Annotated in this window: 14 protein-coding genes; 10 read left to right on the top strand and 4 right to left on the bottom strand. The window is 62.9% G+C overall.

Annotated features, from left to right (window positions below; genetic code table 11):
- Window position 1 precedes the first annotated feature (1 nt).
- Entirely contained in the window at window positions 2–814 is an 813-nt protein-coding gene (locus BLS13_RS08795) for an alpha/beta fold hydrolase (protein WP_093451693.1), read from the bottom strand.
- A 146-nt stretch (window positions 815–960) separates the two neighbouring features.
- On the opposite strand from BLS13_RS08795, the gene BLS13_RS08790 reads away from it, so the two are divergent.
- Window positions 961–2,352 (top strand): MFS transporter, encoded by a 1,392-nt coding sequence (locus tag BLS13_RS08790; RefSeq protein ID WP_176943505.1) that lies wholly within the window; start codon window positions 961–963, stop codon window positions 2,350–2,352.
- Window positions 2,353–2,375: 23 nt separating this feature from the next.
- Window positions 2,376–3,254, top strand: a complete 879-nt coding sequence (locus tag BLS13_RS08785) for an alpha/beta fold hydrolase (RefSeq protein ID WP_176943504.1) — start codon at window positions 2,376–2,378, stop codon at window positions 3,252–3,254.
- A gap of 110 nt (window positions 3,255–3,364) precedes the next feature.
- Here BLS13_RS08785 and BLS13_RS08780 read toward each other — a convergent pair whose 3' ends face one another.
- Both BLS13_RS08780 and BLS13_RS08775 read right to left on the bottom strand, forming a co-directional pair.
- Entirely contained in the window at window positions 3,365–4,627 is a 1,263-nt protein-coding gene (locus BLS13_RS08780; protein WP_176943503.1) for a M24 family metallopeptidase, read from the bottom strand.
- 249 nt (window positions 4,628–4,876) lie between these two features.
- Window positions 4,877–5,866 carry an SMP-30/gluconolactonase/LRE family protein gene (locus tag BLS13_RS08775; RefSeq protein ID WP_256325776.1) on the bottom strand — a complete coding sequence of 330 codons (990 nt, stop codon included), beginning with the start codon at window positions 5,864–5,866 and terminating at the stop codon, window positions 4,877–4,879.
- A gap of 145 nt (window positions 5,867–6,011) precedes the next feature.
- On the opposite strand from BLS13_RS08775, the gene BLS13_RS08770 reads away from it, so the two are divergent.
- Together BLS13_RS08770 and BLS13_RS08765 are read left to right on the top strand one after the other, a co-directional pair.
- Window positions 6,012–6,932, top strand: a complete 921-nt coding sequence (locus tag BLS13_RS08770; protein ID WP_176943502.1) for an alpha/beta fold hydrolase — start codon at window positions 6,012–6,014, stop codon at window positions 6,930–6,932.
- Entirely contained in the window at window positions 6,929–7,918 is a 990-nt protein-coding gene (locus BLS13_RS08765; RefSeq protein ID WP_218123255.1) for an SMP-30/gluconolactonase/LRE family protein, read from the top strand. Before BLS13_RS08770 ends, BLS13_RS08765 begins: the two co-directional genes overlap by 4 nt.
- Window positions 7,919–7,968: 50 nt before the next feature.
- Here the strand turns inward: BLS13_RS08765 and BLS13_RS08760 are convergent, their stop codons facing one another.
- Window positions 7,969–9,261, bottom strand: coding sequence for a M24 family metallopeptidase (locus tag BLS13_RS08760; RefSeq protein ID WP_093451435.1), 1,293 nt, complete (start codon window positions 9,259–9,261; stop codon window positions 7,969–7,971).
- A 176-nt stretch (window positions 9,262–9,437) separates the two neighbouring features.
- Here BLS13_RS08760 and BLS13_RS08755 point away from each other — a divergent pair, with 176 nt between their 5' ends.
- The 6 genes from BLS13_RS08755 to BLS13_RS08730 all read left to right on the top strand — a co-directional run bounded on the left by BLS13_RS08755 (window position 9,438) and on the right by BLS13_RS08730 (window position 16,148).
- Window positions 9,438–10,832 carry an MFS transporter gene (locus BLS13_RS08755; RefSeq protein ID WP_093451434.1) on the top strand — a complete coding sequence of 465 codons (1,395 nt, stop codon included), beginning with the start codon at window positions 9,438–9,440 and terminating at the stop codon, window positions 10,830–10,832.
- Window positions 10,829–11,119 carry a hypothetical protein gene (locus tag BLS13_RS08750; protein WP_093451432.1) on the top strand — a complete coding sequence of 97 codons (291 nt, stop codon included), beginning with the start codon at window positions 10,829–10,831 and terminating at the stop codon, window positions 11,117–11,119. Before BLS13_RS08755 ends, BLS13_RS08750 begins: the two co-directional genes overlap by 4 nt.
- 2 nt (window positions 11,120–11,121) lie before the next feature.
- A complete protein-coding gene (locus BLS13_RS08745; protein ID WP_093451431.1) occupies window positions 11,122–12,243 on the top strand; it encodes a class I SAM-dependent methyltransferase in 1,122 nt (373 codons plus the stop codon).
- Between the two features lie 4 nt (window positions 12,244–12,247).
- A complete protein-coding gene (locus BLS13_RS08740) occupies window positions 12,248–13,672 on the top strand; it encodes an MFS transporter (RefSeq protein ID WP_176943501.1) in 1,425 nt (474 codons plus the stop codon).
- Window positions 13,669–14,511, top strand: a complete 843-nt coding sequence (locus BLS13_RS08735) for an alpha/beta fold hydrolase (RefSeq protein WP_093451428.1) — start codon at window positions 13,669–13,671, stop codon at window positions 14,509–14,511. Before BLS13_RS08740 ends, BLS13_RS08735 begins: the two co-directional genes overlap by 4 nt.
- Window positions 14,512–14,660: 149 nt before the next feature.
- Window positions 14,661–16,148 (top strand): carboxylesterase/lipase family protein, encoded by a 1,488-nt coding sequence (locus tag BLS13_RS08730; protein ID WP_093451426.1) that lies wholly within the window; start codon window positions 14,661–14,663, stop codon window positions 16,146–16,148.
- The last annotated feature ends 83 nt before the right edge of the window (window positions 16,149–16,231 follow it).

Raw genomic sequence — 16,231 nt, 5'->3', positions numbered from 1 at the left:
CCTATCCATCCAGGAATTTCACGATCAATCCTGCGATCTTCGTGGGTTCCAACTCGAACAGCCCATGTTTCAGATCGGGCAGCTCGATATAATCAGCATGCGCCACGCGCGGTGCATTTTCGCGCGTCGGAATCCACAGATCGTCCTCGGGATTGAGGATCAGCGCCGGATGGGCGAGCCGGCCCAGTGCCGCCTGCAAATCATACCGATAGACCGCGTCATAGCCCCAATGCGCTCGAGCACCCGATCGCAGATTTTCCGTGAGCGATTCATGCTTCCAGACGGTATCGATGCGCCGGTCAAACAGGCCCTGCATCAGGGTCCACAGCGCGCCGAGATGGGATCCGTCCTCCTTCGGCACGGGCCAATGGCGCAGTCCCTCGCGCTTGGCCGCGCGGACCTGGGCCGGATAGGCGGCGAGCGAGACCAGAACCAGCTTGCGCACCGCGGTCGGCGCCAGTTCGGACATCGCCACAGACGTTACTGATCCGGTATGATAGCCGAGCACGTCAAAAGGCCCCGCTGGCACATCGCCCCGTTCCGCGAGCTGCGCCATAAGCGCCGCCATCTCCCTCGCGAACTCCTCGATGGACGCTGGCACCGGCGGGGGGTCGCTCGCGCCATAACCGGGCGTATCAGGGGCGACGACGGTGCGGTTCGACATCAATGCAGCCATCAGGGGCTCGTAGATCCAGCCCGATTTCGGCGTGGGATGGAGCATCAGCAAAGGCGGGCGGTCGTGCGGGCCGGCGCCGATGCGGGTGTGGATCTGGCCCCAGCGGCCGTCGATATAGGAACGGCGGATATGCGGCATGGTCCCTCCTGATCGCCTATCGATGCGCGCCCGGCACCGATTGCTGCCAGCGCGACGCCTGGTTTATCCGATCGGTGGATAATGGCCCCCTGTGGATAGGCCGAAGCGCCAACCATGTTAGGCTCGCGGCTTCATCGGGAGCGCATATGACCGTTTCGACGACCGCCGTGCCAATTGCCGTTCCTGCCGAACGGGAGGTGCATCTACCGCTGCGATTGTGCCTCGGCTTCGGCATCGGATCGTTCGGTATCGCCATCCTGCTCAACGTCGTGACCGTCTTGTTTCCGGCGATGATGACGACAGTGCTCGGCCAATCCGCCGCGGTGGCGGGGTTGTTGCTCACCTTCTCCAAACTCTACGATGTCGGTGCGGATGTCGCGATCGGCACGATCAGCGATCGCACGAAGAGCCGGATTGGTCGCCGCCGACCCTTTCTGCTCGCCGGGGCAGCGGTCGGCGGCCTGTCCTTCCTGATGATTTTCATGCCGCCCAAACTTGGTGAGACCGGGCTGCTGATCTGGATGGGGATGGCGCTGGTGATCTATTCGACCGGTTATTCTTTATTTTCGGTGCCCTATGTTGCGATGGCCGGTGAGATGACCGATGGCTATCATGAGCGGACCCGTCTGCTATCTTTCCGCACCTTCTTCATCAGCCTTGGTCAGATCGCTGCATCGGCGGGCGCCGCGGCGCTTATCGGCTGGTTCGGTGGCGGATCGATGGGCTATGCGATGATGGGGGCAGTCGCTGGCGGACTGCTGAGCCTAAGCATGCTGATCAGCTTCTTCGGAACCCGAAACGCCCGGATGATGGTTGCCGCGCCGCGATCGCATTTCACGCGGCGCGAGATGATCTCGACCCTGGCGTCTAACCGGCCGTTCGTGCTGCTGATGACGATCAAGCTGTCGCAATATGCCGCCATCGCGATGATCAGCACAACCAAGGTGCTGTTCCTGCTCAATGTGGTCAAGATCGGATATGGCGGGCTAACCCAGTTGACCCTGGTGCAAAACCTGGTCGCGGTGGCCGTAATTCCGGTTTGGGTGTGGCTCGGCCGCAAGATCGGCAAGCGCCCCGCTTATCTGCTGGCCACTGGCTTGCTGGCGATTACCTATATCAGCTGGTTCTTCACAGATGCCGGCATCACCATGCCTGCCATCTGGGTGCGGGGCGCTATCAACGGCATCGCGGCGGCGGGAACGACGCTGATGAGCGTGGCAATGCTGCCGGACGTGATGGAATTTGATCGGCTGCGTACTGGTCTGCGCCGCGAGGGAATCTTCTCCAGTATCTACACGATCGTCGAGAAGCTGGGCTATGCGTTGGGCGCTGGCATTATCGGCGTCGTGCTGTCGGCCGCTGGCTTCATCTCGACGACGCAAGGCGCGCTGGTGGCGCAGCCGACCTCGGCGACGTTCGCGCTATATGCCGGTGCATCGCTGATTCCGGCGGCTCTTGTGACGCTCAGCTGGTTGCTGATGCTGTCATATCCACTCGACGAGAAAATGCTGCGGCAGACGAAGCTGCTCGCGGCTTGACGATGTTCAGAAGGAACGAGACGATGCGCTTTGCCAGGACGATGCTTGCCGCCGGTTGCGCGTTGATGATGGCGGTGCCCGCCGCCGCGGCGCCGGCGCAGGCTTATCGCGCTTATGTCGACGGACGCTGGGGCCAGATTCATGTCCGCGTGGATGGGCCGACCGCCGGGCCGACGGTGGTGCTGGTCCATAAGATGGTCTGGTCGTCGGTGGAATTCTCCAAGGCACAGCCATGGCTGGCCGCACGTGGCATCAGGTCGATCGCGATCGACCTGCCCGGCTACGGTTTGTCGGATAGCCCGACTGAGCAGCCGCACGCGGACGATTATGCCGACGATCTGATCCCGGTGCTCGATCGCTTCGGCGTGGAGAAGGCGGTAATGGTAGGCGCCAATACCGGAGCGACCCTGGTGGCGGCCTTCGCGCTGCGCCATCCCGATCGCACCCGCGCGCTTGTGCTGGATGGGCCGCCGATCTTCGGGGGCGAGCAGCTCAAGACGTTCCTCGCCGAGCCCGAATTCGATCGGACGGCGAAACCAGGCGGCGCAACCTTGCTCGCACGCTGGAAGGAAGTCGCTGCACTGGGCGCGAATGGCAGGCTGACGGACGAGGCGATCCAGACGGGCATCCTGCAGTTCTTCCAGGCCGGGCCGCATTATCTCTACGGCCATCAAGCGATTTTCAGTTATCCACTCGGGCCTGCGCTTGATGGGGTGAAGCAGCCGGTGATGTTGATAACCTATCCCGGCGACCAGCTGCGCGCGGTGTCGCTCGCGACGAAGAAAGTGCATCCGGGCTTCACGTTAAAGGAAATCGGCTGGACCGGGATGACGGCCGATTATCAAGCGCCGAAGGCTTGGGCGGATGCGGTGGCGGATTATGTTCTGGGGCTGGGGCGGTGAATTCCGTCCTCCTCATGAAATGAGGACCATTGCCGCAACGCTCGGGCTCTAGCGAAAGCGATGCGGCAATGGATGCAGAATCAAGTGTGACATGACAAATTGGAGGACTTTCAGGCGCCCGGCAGCACCCTGAGCGATACGTCGCAGCTCGTCAGCGGCTCGACTCCATCCCTGGTGACGAGGATCTGGTCTTCGACATGCAGATTGCCCCAGCCAATTTCATAATAAGGCATGTCGAGCGAGAAAATCATATTCTCCTCGAACACGAACTCGCCATAGCCGCCGGGCAGGATCGGGCCGACCGGAATTTTGTGATCCGAATGTTCGAGCCCGATCGAGTGCGGCGTTGCGAAGAAGAAGCCCTCGAAGCCGGCCGAGCGCACCGCGTCGATCACCGCATCGGAAACTTCGCGACCGGTGATGCCGGGCTTTACGACTTCAAGCACGCGGGCGCAGCCGACCTCGAGTGCTTTGGCGCGGCGGGCGAGTTCGGGCTTGGGATTGCCGCATACCGCGATGCGACCAAGATCGCCGAGATAGTTCTGATAATCGCACAACCCGTCGAACGTGATTGATTCGCCCTCCAGCACGCGGCCCAGATTCTGGTTGGTGCCGTTTTGCCCGGTCGCCAGATAGATGCCGCGGGCGCCGCGCTTGGCCAGTTCGGTATTGTAGATGATCTCCAGATCGGTACGCGGCATACCCACCTGCAACGACGCGATCGTCTCGTTGAGCGCGGCCTCGTTGATCGTGGCGACCTGCCGCATGATCGCGATCTCGGCCGGCGTCTTGATCATGCGGATGTCGCGGAACGTCGTATAGGCGTCGCGGACCTGAAGGTTCGGCAGGCCGATCTCGTTGAGCCACGGCCCGACGCGGGGATCATCGGCGCCGACGACTGCATCCGACAGGCCGGCCTCGACCAGAGCTTTTTTCAGCGCATAGGTGGCGTTCACCGAGGCGTTGCCGCGATTTCCCTCCATGAACTTCAGATATTCGGTGTCTGTCGGGCTCAGTGTGTCGTGGCGGATCGGCCATTTCATGCCATATTCGACATGCTCCGCATCTTCGACATCGGGATCGAAATCACGCCTGTCCTGATAGACCGGATGTACGTAGCTCTGGATGCTGGGCATCCATGTCGAATCCGGCCGGTGGAAGAAGCGCAGGTGCTCGACGCCGGAGACGATCAGCGTCGCAGGCGCGCTAGGATCGCGCGGCAGCACGGCATAGTTGTAGAACAGTCGGTTCATGCGCATCAGCGCACCGTAATAGTCCGAAAGATAGCGCACGTTGATCGGCGCAACTGCGATCAAGCCGTCGAGGCCCTCGCGATCCATCACCGCATAAGCGCGTTCCTTGTTGAGAAGCATGTCCGAACGACTCCACATCATGATTGGCCCGGCGACGGCGCGGGCGGTGCGACTGGCTCACCATCTGTTCGCGTGGCGGGATTGCCAAACAGGCAGGCTCGAATGATCGACAGGCGGCGAATATGGAACGGCGATGATCACGCCTTCCGTCCCAACGCCGCTCGTCCCGAACAGGCATTGAGCCAAGTCGAAATAACGGAAGGAAGGGGGGCCTCTCGCCGGGCCCTTCAATACGAGGCCGCGACGGGCTCAGCCTAACAAGGGCAGGCCCGCACGCGGCCAAGGGATGGCGATTAGCCGACCGGTCGAGGCGAGCGTGACATAGGCCGTGCGCAGATCGCGGCCGCCGAAGCCCAGGCTTGTCACCAATATGTCGTCAAGCGGATAGCGTTCGACGATCCGGCCATCTTCGGGCGCGAACACTGTGAGCCCGCCAGGCACGCAACAGGCCGCGATGATGTTGCCACCGGCTTCCACCGAGATATTGTCGATGGGCTGGCGATCGAGCCCGGCGACCAGACGCCGGCGAGGCCGGGCGCCATCCATTGCGAGCCTGCCGGGCCCGGCAATCTCATAGGCGATGATCATGCGCTGTTCGTTGAGTACGACGTACAGCGTTTTGCGATCGGGTGAGAGCGCGATGCCGTTCGGCTTCTGAAGTGGGAAGACGACTTCGCGGATCTCCGATCCGTCGATCTTGGCCCAATAGACCCCACCATTGTCGCGTTCGCGGGCCCGGTCCTTGCCGGTATCGGTGAACCAGAACCCGCCCGAGCCGTCGAACACGAGATCGTTGGGAGCGTTGAGCCGATAGGATGCGGCATGGGTGTAGAGTGTCGTGACTGCGCCGGTCGCCAGATCGACTCGCTGGATCGATCCGCCCCGATAATCTTCGGGTACGCCGAGCACGCGCAGCGCGCCATCGACGCGCTGGAAGGTGAGCCCGCCATTATTGGCGACATAGGCCGCGCCGTCGGAGCCGATCGCGAGTCCGTTGGGGCCGCCGCCGAGTTCGGCGATGATGCGCGTGCTCCCGTCCCGAGCGATGCGGGTGAGTGTCTTACGCGCGATTTCGACAATCAGGATGCTGCCATCCGGCATCTCAACCGGGCATTCTGGATAGAGCAGCCCGTTCGCCACCACGCGGTACGGCGCGGCGGCGGCGGCTTTTGCCGCGAGCGGCAGGGCAGCGGCGGCGGCGATAAGGGTGCGGCGGTTCATGCCGTTATGCTCTGCCATCGAAAATCTCCTTCGAATTCATCCATGCCATCATCGTCTGGCGGAAGCGGCACCGCTTCGTTGGATGATCGCGGGGCGGACAAAATGCAGGCATGACTTTGGTGTCGGGCGAAGTCGATCCAGCCTCCCTCGCGGAAGGAAATCTATGGCTCGTCATGTTCAATGCGCCTTTGTCGATTCGCTGCTGCGGATCGTGGGGGCTATGCTGATCCGGTTCGGGTTGGCGGCGCTGCTGGCGATGGCCGCCGCGGGGTCCGCGCAGGCAAAACGGCTCTATGTCGACGGGCCTTATGGCCAGATCCACGTTCGGACCGAGGGGCCGCAGGACGGACCAAAGCTGGTGCTACTCCACAAAATGTTCTGGTCCTCGGTTCAGTTCGAGCGCGCGCAGGGTCTGCTGGCGAAGCGCGGCATCTTTTCGATCGCGATCGATCTGCCCGGTTATGGCTTTTCGGATGCTCCGTCGGCCGAGCCTGGCGCCGCTGACTATGCGGCTATCCTGGTTCCTGTGCTCGACGCGCTGAAGGTGAAGCGCGCCGTCGTGCTGGGCGTCGATACTGGTTCGAGCATCGCCTTGGCCTTTGCCGATGCCCATCCGGATCGGGTAAGCCGGTTGATCTTCGATGGATCGCCGATTTTCGATACTGCGACCGCGCGCAAACTGATCGAGGCACCGCATTTCGATCGTACACCCTTGCCCGGCGGCGCACATCTGCAAAGGCGCTGGGATGCGGTGCGCGCGATTGTCGGTGCCGATCAGGCGAGCGATGCCAACGTGCAGACCTCGGTGCTGCAATTCTTCACTGCCGCGCCGAACTGGTGGTGGGCTCACGACGCGATCTTCAAATATGATTTCGCGAGCGTGCTGGCGCGCGTGAAGCCTACCGGCATGCTGCTGTCTTTCCCGGGCGGCGCTCTGCATCCACAGGAGGACATCTTCATGAAGATCCGTCCCGATTACCGGCTGCATCCGATCTCTGTCGGCGCCTTTACGACGCCGAGCTATGATGCGCCCGAGGCCTGGGCCAGCGCTGTGGCCGATGATGTGCTGGAGAACGAAAAATGATCGATCGCCGTCGGGCTTTGGGCCTTGGTATGGCCGGACTTGCCACAGCGTTGTTGCCGCGGGCTGCCTTTGCCGATCCGCCGCGAATTCTGGCATCGGGACTGGGCTTCCCGGAGGGCCCGGTGGCGTTGGCTGACGGCAGCGTGCTGTTCGTCGAGATCGCACGGGGCCGACTCAGTCGGGCGTGGCCGGATGGCAGGGTAACGGTGGTGGCGGATCTGGGCGGAGGCCCGAATGGCTGCGCGATCGGCCCGGACAAGGCCGCTTATATCGCCAATGACGGGGGAATTGCTTTCCGGTCCACCGATGGGCGAACGATGGTCGCGGGGGTGCCGCCGACCTATATTGGGGGCTCGATCCAACGGGTAGATCTCGAGACCGGCGCGTTCCGAACGCTTTATGACGGGCTGGGCGGTAACCGGCTGAAAGGGCCGAATGACATCGTCTTCGATGAATGGGGCGGCTTCTGGTTTACCGATACCGGTAAGGGCTATGCCCGGTCGCGCGATCATGGCGGCCTCTATTGGGGCAAGGCCGATGGCTCCGAACTGCGCGAGATCGCTTACCCCTTGCTTACCCCGAACGGCATTTCGCTGGGCGTCGATCGGCGGACCTTGTTTGTGGCCTTGTCCGAGAAGCGGCAGATCGTCGCGTATACATTGATCGGGCCGGGGCAGGTGGAAATGGTCAACGGCGCCCCGAAGACCCGGCTGGTGGCAAGCCTTGGCGGTGACATGTCCATCGACAATATCGCGGTCGAACAGAGCGGCAACCTCGTCATCGCCGCAGTCCGCCAGGGTGCGGTGCTCACGGTCAATCCGGCGGGTGAGGTGATCGAGACGGTGAAGCTACCCGATCCGGTCGTGACGGCGATGGCTTTCGGCGGGCCGGATATGCGGACCTTGTTCGTCACCTTGTCGAGCACCGGGCAAATCGCGATGTTGCGTTGGCCAAGGCCGGGGCAGAAGTCGGTATTTGGGGGATAATGCCGCGTCGCTCCCCGGCCCTTCCCATGAGCTTTGACGACGACTTCGCGTCAGATCCCCTTCACCCGCAGACGGGTATCCATTGAGGTAATTGCTTCGCAGCCATCCTTGCGTACGATCATCATGTCTTCGACATGCGTCGTACCCCAACCGAACTCATGGTAGGGCATGTCGAGGGTGAAAACCATATTCTCCTCGAAGCACAATGGATGATGCCCCGGCATTTGATCGCCCACCGACACGGGGTGGTCGGTATGCTCGAGGCCCACCGAGTGCGGACCGGCGATCACGAAGCCGGGGAAGCCCTTATCATGAACCGCCTTCAAGGTGAGGTCGACGATCTCCTTGAAAGTCTTCCCCGGGCGGATATTCTCATAGGCTATCGCGAGCGCGCTGCCGACCGCGGCGAACCGGCGAAGCATCTCGGCGGTGGGTTCGCCGAAGAAGACCGAGCGGCCAACATCGCCGCGATATTGCTTGTAGCTTCCCACCGAGTCGAGTTTGATAAGCTCGTTCGGTTCGACAGAACCGGTCGCCAATCCTCGGATATTGGCGATGATCCATTCGGAGGTGCCGCCCTGGTCGGCCATCGCCAGCGCATGGATTCGGCCGATCTCGTCGAGCGCCATCCCCGGTTCGATCGCGTCGATCACCCGGTTGATTGCCGTCTCGCTCATCCGGCCCGCAACCTTCAGCAGTTCGATCTCGTCGGGGCTCTTTACCATCCGGATTTCCTTGAAGATGTTGAGCGCGTCGACCCCGCTCAGCTCTTCCAATCCGATCGCCCCAAGCCAACCAAGCACGCGTGGATCGTCGAAGCCCAGTCGCGCCTTCTCCAGCCCCGCCGTCCGGATCGCCGCCGCCAGCGCGCGCGCCGCGGTCGTCTCTGCTCCGCCACGGTGCATGGCGTAACGATCGAACAATTGTTGGTCGCGCGGCGCCATCGCGGCGCCCTGGCGGGTGGGGTAAGGGGTGAGCGGAGCGTCCTTGATCGACTCCGCGGTTACAGCCTGGTCCCCCACTTCGTCGATCGCCTCGGTCGAAAACTCAAAGTCGCGCGGCGGGATCGCCTTGGGCGCGATGCGCGTGATGAACGTCGCGACATTGGGCATCCAGGTCGGCTTATGCTCGAGATGATAGACGCCGGTGCCGGGCATGATCAAAGCCGCCGGCGCGCTCTCATCGCGCGGCAGCAGTGCATAAAGCGTGTAATTGCGGGACATCAGGAACATCGGGCCCCAATAGTCAGAGAGATAATAGATATTTTCGGGAAAGGCGGCGACGAGACCCTGCAGTCCGTGGCGGTCCATCACGGCATTGGCGCGTTCGCGGTTCAGAAGCATGGCGGGTCTCGCATGTCGGTGTCGTGGATTATCGAAGGTCGCGGCCTAGCTGCCAAGCCGTGATCGCCGCTCGGCATTGGCCAAAAGTGCTCGACAGGTGGATAGAATGCCGGCGCGACCTGACAATGCAGGCGGGACGCTGATGTGATAGGGCATCTTCCAGGAGTGCCACGCCGATGTCGATTGCGAAAAGCTGGTTTCCTGCGTCGCCCACGGCAAAAGCCGATCGGCTGCCGCTGAGCCTGCAATTCGGCTGGGGGCTGGGGACACTCGGGCTCACCGCGTTCATGGTCGGAAGCTATCTGCTGCTGCGCTTCATGACCGATTATATGGCGATGCCACCGGCGTTGGCGGGCACAATCTTCGCGCTTGCCAAAATCTATGACGGTGTCGCCGATCCGATTTTCGGTGCGCTCAGTGATCGGGCGCGCAGCCGGATCGGGCGGCGGCGGCCGTTCTTGCTGGCTGGCGCCATTGCCTGCGGGCTTACCTTCATGCTGGCCTTCAACGCACCGATCGTCGAAAGCCGGGGCGCCGCGATCGCGATGCTGGCAGGACTGCTGATGCTTCATGCCACGTCATACGCAATTTTCGCCGTGCCCTATATGGCGATGCCGGCCGAGATGACCGACGATCCCCACCAGCGATCGAAGCTGATGTCGTTCCGCACCGTCAACGGTTCGATCGGTAATCTGGTCGGTGGATCGGCCACAGCCTCGCTGATCGCCTATTTCGGCGGTGGGCTGGCCGGCCATCGCGCGATGGGGATCGTGATCGGCTTGTTGCTTTTCGCAATCCTGTTCGCTTGCTTCCTGATGACGTCGAAGGCGCGGATGCGTGAGGTCGATGCCAAATCGCACGTTCCTTATCTGCAGCAGATGCGCAAGGCATCGCAAAATCGCCCGTTCATGGTCCTGCAGGGAGCTAAGCTAATGCTGCTCAGCGCAGCCGCGCTTCACACCGCGTCGGCCGCATTCTTCGTACAGCGCCGGCTGGAAATGTCCGACGCGTGGCTGGGCACGATCTATGGGACGCTGACGATCGGCACCGTTGTGGCGCAGCCTTTCTGGCTGTGGGCGGCCCGCCGGTTTGGCAAGCGCCGCGCCTTCCTGATCGGCGGAGCCTTCACGGCACTGGTGTGGCTGTCCTGGCTGCCATGGGGGCCAGGAACGCCGGGCGCCGTGGTCATAACGATCGGGTTGCTAGCCGGGCTGGGTAATGGCGGAGTAGTTATGATCAGCCAGTCGATGCTGCCCGATACGATCGAATATCAATATCGTCAGAGCGGTCTCAGGATCGAGGGTAGCTTCGCGGGTGTCTATATCATGGTCGAGAAGCTGGGACAGGCAATCGGCGCTTCCATGACCGGGTTGCTGCTCGGCTGGTTCGGCTATGTGCAGGCGCATGCTGGCGCGGTCGTCGTTCAGACAGCACGTTCCATCATGGGAATAACACTGTGTTATTCTGTATTTTCTACAATTTTCCTGCTCGCCAGCATGGCGGTTATGTTCTTCTATCCGCTCGAAGAACGGACGATGACGCTGCGCGGCGCTCCGAGAGGCCGACAATGACCAAGATCGTGAAACGCAGGCTGGAGATCGCCGGTCAGTCGGCGAATGAGGATCGGATGCTGGCGATGATCGCGGCACTCGCGTCCGAACTGACCGTGACGCGCGAGCGGCTGGATACCGTCGAGCGGCTCGCAGAGGCTGCGGGCTTGTTCGACCGCGCGGCGATCGAGGGATTTTCTCCGCAGGCCGGACAGGTGGCGGAACGTGATGGCATTCGCCGACGGATCATCGATCGTGTGTTCCGTCCGATCAAGGACGCAGCCGCGACCCTCGCCGAAGGAGCCTGATCATGGCCACCGCCCATCCCATGCTGCCTGACGCCACCCATGACGAGTTCGCGGAGCAATGTTTCGTCCGCGATCTTAAGGTCTATCTGACCGAGCAAATCGAGCCATTTCACCGCAAGGTCGCCGAGGTGCGCGACCCGGGTTCGCAGAGCAATGCGCGGGTCGAGGCCGTTTATGAGGCGCTCCATGCCGAGCCGGCATTCCGCGCTTGGGCGAGCCTGCGCCGCACTTCACAGGACATGCTGTGGCATGCCGTCGGCGCCAGTGTTGCGCGTCAGTCGGAGGTACTGGCCGGAAAGGCTGCGGTCGCCGAGCCAAAGGGCAGCGTCAAGCTCGATCCCCATTTCGTGGCGCCGGCCTACCTTGCCGATCGCGACGTCCATCTGATGCCTGGCGGTTATGCGCTGGATGATGCCGGGATCGATCAGGGCGCGATCATGGATCGCGGCGGTGCCGTCTATATGCTCGGACGCAACGGCGGACAGATGAACGACGTGCGCGGTCATACGGTGCTTTCACACCTGTTCGCGCGCTTCCCGAACTTCGAACCAACGCGTATTCTCGAACTCGGATGCGGCATCGGCGCGAGCGCCGTGCCGGTCGCCTTGGCCTTTCCCGACGCCGAAGTTCATGCGATCGATGTCGGTGCTTCCGTACTCCGCTATGCGCATGCCCGCGCCGAGCATCTGGGTGCCGTGATCCATTTCTCGCAGGACGATGCCGAGCATACGCGCTTCGCCGACGCGTCGTTCGATCTCGTTTTTTCCTGCGTGCTGATGCACGAAACGTCGGAAGCGGCGATGAGTCAGATCATTGCCGAGAGTCTGCGGCTGTTGCGGCCCGGTGGCGTTGCGATACATCTCGAAGTGCCGCAGCGTTACGCCGAACTCGATCTGTGGGGCCGCATCCGTGGCCAGATCGAGATGGACTATAATAATGAGCCGGCGTGGAAGGCGGCTATCAGCGTCGATTTCGACGCGCTGATGCGCGCTGCCGGCTTCGCCGATGTCGAGATCGGTTTCCAGGATGCGACCTCGACGCCGATGCGCGGGGAGGGTGGCTTTTCGGATCGGTCGAGGGGCGTGTTCCGCTCCTGGTTCGTGGCTTCCGGCCGCCGATTCTGATCGCATGAGCAAGATAGACGGCAAGGAGCGCCGCCGATCGATGATCGCGGCGACGGTGGTGGGTTGCGCGGCCTTCATGCAGGCGTTCGATACGAGCGCAGTCTCGATCGCGCTGCCGAAGATGGCGGCTTCGTTCGGCGTGCCGGTGCTGTCGCTCAACATCGTGGTCACCGCTTATCTGATCGGCGCGACCGCGATCCTGCCCTTGTGCGGATGGGCGGCTGACCGGTTCGGCGCGCGTGCAATGTTCCTGCTCGCGGTCGCGACCTTTGGGCTGAGCGCGTTCGCTTGCGGGCTGGCGACCAGCCTGCCGGTGCTGCTGGCTGCACGGGTGCTCGAAGGTTGCGCAGGGGCTTTGCTGCTGCCGGTAGGGCGTATCATCGTGCTGCGATCGATCGATAAGAGCGAGTTCGTCCGGGCGATGTCGATGCTCACCCTTCCGGTGATGCTGGGCCCGGTGATCGGGCCGCCGATCGGCGGGCTGATCGTCACGATTGCATCGTGGCGCTGGCTGTTCTTCGCCAATGTGCCCATTGCCGTGATCGGCCTGCTGCTGGTTTGGCGCTTCGTGGGTGAAATACGCAGCGATGAAAAGCATCCGATCGATCTGGTTGGTGCGATCCTGATCATCACCGCGCTCGCCGGCCTTACCTTCGGCATCGCGGCCGCCACCCGCGCCGATCTGCCACCGTGGCTGATCGGGGGCGTGATCGTCGCGGGCGCAGTATGTTCCCTGCTCTACATCGTCCACGCGCGCCGAAGGCCCAATCCGATCCTCGATCTCGGCTCGCTCGACGTGCTCACCTCGCGCGTCAGCAGCGTTGGCGGCATGTTCGTGCGGATGCTGACCAGCTCGGTACCCTATCTTCTGGCAATGTTGTTTCAGGTCGGTTTCGGGATGAGTGCAGTCGAGACGGGCGGGCTCATTTTTGCGGGCGCGATCGGTTCGTTGTTAAGTCGGGGGGTGATCAACCCCGTGCTAACCTTGTTCGGCTTTCGCCGCTTCCTGATCCTGAACACGGTTTTGATCGCGCTTCTGGTCGCCGCCTGCGCCTTGCTGACGCGCGGGACGCCACATGTCGTGATCCTGGCGCTGCTGTTCGCGCAGGGGCTGCTGCGCTCGCTGCAACTGATGGGCCTCAACGCGGTCGGCTATGCCGATCTGCCCCAGCGCGAGTTCGCGGCGGCCAGCACGATCGCGAGCGTCAGCCAGCAATTGTCGCAGAGTCTGGGTATCGCCGCCTCGGTGATCGTCGTGCAATTGCTCCAGCGGATGATCGGCGTGGCGACGCTCGATGCGACGGTGATCGCGCCCGCTTTTGTCGCCATTGCGGCCCTGTCTATGACCTCGCTTCACTGGATGCGCCAAGTGCCGGCTGATGCCGGCGCCGCGATGATCAAGCCGCGTCGCACGAGACCCCTGCGATGACGACATTGATCGACCGCGCCTTCGTCCGCATTGCCGAAGGCCTGATCCACATGCGTCGCATCGACGGAGGGCGTATCGACGCGCCACCGCTGGTGATGATCCATCTCTCGCCAGGTTCATCGCGGGGCCTGGAAGGCTTGATGACCGCGATCGCGGCGCGGGGCGGCCGGACGCTGATCGCGCCAGATACGGTCGGCAATGGCGATTCCGCGCCACCGGCGCCCAGTTTGCCCGATATCGCTTATTATGCCGATACGCTCGCCCGCCTGCTTGAGGCAATGGGGCTCGACCGCGTCGATCTGTACGGCACCCACACTGGCGCGCGGATCGCGTGTGAGATGGCGGTGTTACATCCCGATCGGCTGCGTCGTGTGATCATCGACGGCATCATCGAATATGCCCCCGACGCGATCGCTGAGATGATCGAACATTATGCGCCACAGATCGCGCCCGACGATTATGGGTGCCAGTTCGCCTGGGCATTCAACTTCGTCCGCGATCAGGCGTTGCACTTCCCCTGGTACAAGCGCGATCCCGCGCACCGGCTGATGAGCTATGCGGTGCCGTCGGCCGACGAACTCCATGCCAAGACGCTAGAAGTGCTCAAGAGCCTGCGCACTTATCACAAATCCTATCGCGCGGCCTTTGCCTATCGGGCGAGCGAACGGCTTCCGCTCGTCGCGTTGCCTACCTTGTTCCTGATCGGTGCGACCGAATTGCCGGCGATCCGCGATCGGGCGTCTGACTATGCGGCTATGGTGGCGGAGAGCCGGATCGACATCGTCGGGCCGACGGTGGAGGACAAGGCGGTCGCGATCCAGCGCTTTCTGGAGGCGTAGAATCTCCGTCAAGCGAGTATTCCGGCGCGAATGATGGCGCCAGTACCGATGATCCCATTTTCTGGAGCGGATACCCACTGATCTACCCACCCCGCTTGTCCAGAGTGAGGACAGGTTGGCGTTGTTATAGAGCATCAAGGAGCCGCCCAATGCGTCACGGATATCTGGCGGCAGCCATAGCGATCACGGGAGTGGCCCAGGCTGCGCCCGTCGTAACCATCGATACCGGCACGCTCCGGGGTACCGAAACCGCGACGGCCAATGTCTTCAAGGGCATCCCCTTTGCCGTTCCGCCGGTCGGCCCTTTGCGCTGGACATCGCCGATGCGCCCGGTCGCGTGGAGCGGCGAGCGCGACGCAAGCGCCTTCGGACCGCGCTGCATCCAAGCGGTCGGCATGACGCGCGGCACGACGCCGCAGAGCGAGGACTGCCTGACGGTCAATGTCTGGGTGCCGAAACTGGAGAGTGGCGGGCGGCCGGTGATGGTGTGGATCTACGGTGGATCCTATCTGACCGGCGAGGGCTCCGATCCGGTATTCGATGGTAGCGCGTTCGCGCGGGACGGCATCGTGCTGGTGACGTTCAACTATCGGCTCGGGGGCCTCGGTTTCTTTGCGCATCCGGCGCTCACTGCCGAATCGAACGGGGCGCCGCTCGGCAATTATGGGCTGGAGGATCAGATCGCGGCGCTCGAATGGGTGCAGCGGAATATCGGCCGGTTCGGCGGCGATCCGGCGAACGTGACAATCTTCGGCGAGTCCGCTGGCGGCAGCGCCGTGCTGCTGCTGACCGCGCTCGAACGCGCCAAAGGCTTGTTTGCCAGGGCAATCATCCAGTCGGGTGGCGCGGGCATGATGATGGAGAATCTTGCCCAGCGCGAGGCGCGGGGCGTGGCGATCGCCGGCCACGGCGTGCTCGATAGTGCCACGGCTACGCCGGACCAACTCCGCGCCTTGCCGGTGTCGGTGGTCGCGCAGGCAGGCGCGGGGCTTGGGCCGATCATCGACGGCAGGCTCGTGCCCGATCCCGCCGCCAAGGTCTATGACCGCCGCGCGCAACTCCCGGTGCCGATCATGATAGGGGCGACCAGCGGCGAGGATTCGCTGCTGAACTTCGTGCCGTATCGTTCGGTGCTCGACTGGTACGATCCGAATCAGCTTGCCGAATTGCGCGCACTTTACGGCAACGAGCCCGACGAAGAGAAGTTCGCCCATCGCATCTTCGCCGACGCGCGGATGCTCGGGCCGGCGCGGTTCCTGGCGGAACGGGCGGTGCCCGGCGTGCCGGTCTATCTCTATCAGTTCGATCATGGCCCGTCGCCGCACGGCGGAGAGATCGCTTATGTGTTCAAGACGCTCGATAAGCGGCCAAATGCTCGGGCCGCGACCGCGGAAGATTGGTCCGTGGCGCATTATGTGCACCGGTGCTGGACGTCGTTTGCGGTCAATGGCGTGCCGGTATGTCCGGGAGCGCCGGCATGGCGGCCTTTCACCACGGCGGACGATGCGATCATGCTGCTGGCATCGGTGCCCAGGATCGCAAACGGTTATCGCAAGCCATTGCTCGACTGGCATGGGGCTTATCTGACGGACCGGCTGGCGCATTTCGTCCCGGGGCCGACGGTGCCGACGAAGTAGGCCGATGCGGCAAACAATCGTCACGCCAGCCCTTGCTGGCAAGGCGATCATGGTTGGAGGGGGGGAGGTCCGATGTGGACCTC

Origin of the sequence: Sphingomonas sp. YR710 (genome assembly GCF_900101455.1) — a bacterium.
In the GTDB taxonomy this organism is placed as follows: Bacteria; Pseudomonadota; Alphaproteobacteria; order Sphingomonadales; family Sphingomonadaceae; genus Rhizorhabdus.
The sequence above is the reverse complement of the archived record's forward strand: the minus strand, read 5'-3'. Positions and strand labels throughout refer to the sequence as shown.

Excerpts from the sequence above, each read along its gene's own strand:
- BLS13_RS08770 (WP_176943502.1), top strand. The coding sequence starts at position 6,012 with ATGGCTCGTCATGTTCAATGCGCCTTTGTCGATTCGCTGCTGCGGATC.
- BLS13_RS08790 (WP_176943505.1), top strand. The coding sequence starts at position 961 with ATGACCGTTTCGACGACCGCCGTGCCAATTGCCGTTCCTGCCGAACGG.
- BLS13_RS08745 (WP_093451431.1), top strand. The coding sequence starts at position 11,122 with ATGGCCACCGCCCATCCCATGCTGCCTGACGCCACCCATGACGAGTTC.
- BLS13_RS08735 (WP_093451428.1), top strand. The coding sequence starts at position 13,669 with ATGACGACATTGATCGACCGCGCCTTCGTCCGCATTGCCGAAGGCCTG.
- BLS13_RS08740 (WP_176943501.1), top strand. The coding sequence starts at position 12,248 with ATGAGCAAGATAGACGGCAAGGAGCGCCGCCGATCGATGATCGCGGCG.
- BLS13_RS08750 (WP_093451432.1), top strand. The coding sequence starts at position 10,829 with ATGACCAAGATCGTGAAACGCAGGCTGGAGATCGCCGGTCAGTCGGCG.
- BLS13_RS08765 (WP_218123255.1), top strand. The coding sequence starts at position 6,929 with ATGATCGATCGCCGTCGGGCTTTGGGCCTTGGTATGGCCGGACTTGCC.
- BLS13_RS08755 (WP_093451434.1), top strand. The coding sequence starts at position 9,438 with ATGTCGATTGCGAAAAGCTGGTTTCCTGCGTCGCCCACGGCAAAAGCC.
- BLS13_RS08730 (WP_093451426.1), top strand. The coding sequence starts at position 14,661 with ATGCGTCACGGATATCTGGCGGCAGCCATAGCGATCACGGGAGTGGCC.
- BLS13_RS08795 (WP_093451693.1), bottom strand. The coding sequence starts at position 814 with ATGCCGCATATCCGCCGTTCCTATATCGACGGCCGCTGGGGCCAGATC.
- BLS13_RS08760 (WP_093451435.1), bottom strand. The coding sequence starts at position 9,261 with ATGCTTCTGAACCGCGAACGCGCCAATGCCGTGATGGACCGCCACGGA.
- BLS13_RS08785 (WP_176943504.1), top strand. The coding sequence starts at position 2,376 with ATGCGCTTTGCCAGGACGATGCTTGCCGCCGGTTGCGCGTTGATGATG.
- BLS13_RS08775 (WP_256325776.1), bottom strand. The coding sequence starts at position 5,866 with ATGGCAGAGCATAACGGCATGAACCGCCGCACCCTTATCGCCGCCGCC.
- BLS13_RS08780 (WP_176943503.1), bottom strand. The coding sequence starts at position 4,627 with ATGCTTCTCAACAAGGAACGCGCTTATGCGGTGATGGATCGCGAGGGC.